This window comes from Chamaesiphon sp. VAR_69_metabat_338, assembly GCF_031423935.1.
Taxonomy (GTDB): domain Bacteria; phylum Cyanobacteriota; class Cyanobacteriia; order Cyanobacteriales; family Chamaesiphonaceae; genus Chamaesiphon.
Genome location: NZ_JANPGM010000709.1, coordinates 1 through 2,241, shown reverse-complemented (window position 1 = coordinate 2,241; position 2,241 = coordinate 1). Strand labels below are relative to the sequence as shown.

At 45.9% G+C, this 2,241-nt stretch carries 2 protein-coding genes and 1 pseudogene; all 3 read right to left on the bottom strand.

Annotation, left to right across the window (positions count from 1 at the left end):
- Nucleotides 1–251 (bottom strand): annotated as a pseudogene (locus RMO84_RS19820) (hypothetical protein); the annotation flags it as partial.
- Nucleotides 244–1,029: a glycosyltransferase family 2 protein gene (locus RMO84_RS19815; protein ID WP_310490160.1), complete on the bottom strand. Its 786-nt coding sequence runs from the start codon at nt 1,027–1,029 to the stop codon at nt 244–246. The gene RMO84_RS19815 and the pseudogene RMO84_RS19820, both read right to left, overlap by 8 nt.
- 156 nt (nt 1,030–1,185) lie before the next feature.
- Nucleotides 1,186–2,241 (bottom strand): glycosyltransferase (locus tag RMO84_RS19810; RefSeq protein WP_310490159.1); only part of this gene is annotated, 1,056 nt, incomplete at its 5' end.

Genomic DNA, 2,241 nt, shown 5'->3' with positions numbered 1-2,241 from the left:
GATTGAATATGCTCGAAGATCAGCTCTTGAAAAATCGGATCGAACTTAGAAATATCCGGATCTTGAGCTTTATGTTGCCGCATATCCTTGAGCCGATCCATTTCTTCCATTTTCGGAAATGTTTGATATGCTTTTAAAGCAACTTCTTCAGTCAAAAAATCATCAATTACTAGATGGCGATGCGGCTTTGCCGTCCGAAAAATTTCTGCGTATTCATCGACCCGACTTTCTAAAAGCTCGTAGTTAATCATTGTGTTTTACTTTTGAGGTATAAAGTTGATATTCAAGCAATTTTATTGATAGCAAAAGTTCGGCTAAGACTCTTTGAGAAGCATAATATATTCCCGGCCAGCCGTCAAGGATGCCTCTTTTAACAATCAAACAGTAAACTAACACCAGCAGCGGAGCAATTACTTTCTTTAATCGAATCTTTTCAATAAAACTCAATTCATGACTGGGAGTTTCGACTAGTTTTTTTACTTCTAAATCTGCATATTTAACTTCAGCATTGAACCATCTAGTCACAGGTTTGCGATCGTCATGGGAAATATACTGAGTTAGAGCACCAACATTCCCATCGATCGCTACGCGATGAGCGTGACCGTCGTTGTGATAAACTGCTTTATGCTTTCGATATAGCGATTTTCTGGGTGGATATAATGTACCCCGAAGTGGTTTACCAAATACACAGTATTTAAAAGAGATTGCATAAGCGTCGATCTCACGGCGATCGGATAGAGCGGCCATCTCAGCAATTAATGCTGGATTCAAAATATAGTCAGCGTCGAGTGAAAGTACCCATTCTGAATCGATCTGGGACAAGCCAAAGTTACATTGACTGGCAAAAGATTCAAATTTATGTTGAATGACCTTGGCTTGAGGGTATCTAGCAATAATCGCTAATGTTTCATCGGTACTGTAACTATCTATAATCACAATCTCTTGCGCCCAGGTTAACTGCTGCAGCGTCCGATCGATATTGGGAGCTTCATTATAAGTCAGAATTAGGGGGGTGATTTCTGCTAGCATTTAAGATCTTAAATATGGTTGGGAAGTTTGGGAACGAGTTTGTCTCGTCAGCTCAAAGCACCTCTTTCGATCGTCACGTGAAATCAGCAGCCGATTGCCAAAATCACCCCAACCACGATCGGCCATGTGGACGAAGCTAGATACCAACCGCGCGAGTTATTCGATCGCTGGTGGTAAGGGTTGCCGATCGATAATCGATCGATAAATTGCGATTAGAGCTGGTGCAATTTTATCCCAAGTGTAATGGGAAAGTGTATATTGGCGCGCGCGTGCGCCAATGGCTCGGGCGCGATTGGGATCGCTAAAAAATTCATCGAGCGATCGGGTAATATCATCGATATCGAGATTAGCCACATAGCCGAGATCGCGATCGCGGACGACAGTTGCTAACCCCACACTTGCAGTCACTAATACTGGCGTCTCGACCACCAAGGCTTCCAAGACAGCCATTCCAAAGCTTTCTGAGGTAGAAGTTAAGGCAAACAGATCGGCACCTTGTAATAGTAGAGCTTTGCGATCGCCATCGACAAAACCCACCATGTGGGTGCGATCGGCAATCTGGGCTGTTGCTAACATTTCTCTAACTTCAGCCTCATAGGCTGGCGTCCCACTGCCAGCAACGATCAAAGTGAACCGGCGATCGCGACAGCGACCGAGCGCGGGAATCAAATAATCCAATCCTTTTTGATAATGCAGTCGCGATAGAAACAAGATAATCGGTTCGTCATCGGGACACTTGAAGCTGTGTCGCAACCGTTGGGCGGCTTCAGGGATCTGAGCGGGGATCTCAGTTAACGCTAACGGCAGGATAAAGCTCGGTGCTTGGAAATCTAATGCTATTAGCTCGTCGCGCTCTTGTTGGCAAGTAACATGAATAGCAGCGGCACGATCGATATTAGCGCGTTCGATTAACCGGAGATAAGCTTGCTTTTTCTGGGGCTTGTGCTGGAGCGACCATTCCCGCAGGGCACCATGTGCGGTAGTTAAATAGGGTACGCCCCGCATGCTGGCGATCGCCATCGCGACGGTAGAAGTGTAGGAGAATAAGGCATGAACGTGAACTAAATCGTATTTAGTAATGTTTTGCCACAGCCAAGTGGTAAACGCACCCGAAAATGCAAACTCGCGGACAGCTGGAATTGGGGGCGAGAAGCGGGCGAAAAAATAGATCGGCAGTCCCTCATACTCGATCCGCCGACCCAGCGGCAGGCC

Bases quoted from the DNA above. Each gene is read 5' to 3' on its own strand.
- RMO84_RS19815 (WP_310490160.1), bottom strand. From the start codon at position 1,029: ATGCTAGCAGAAATCACCCCCCTAATTCTGACTTATAATGAAGCTCCC.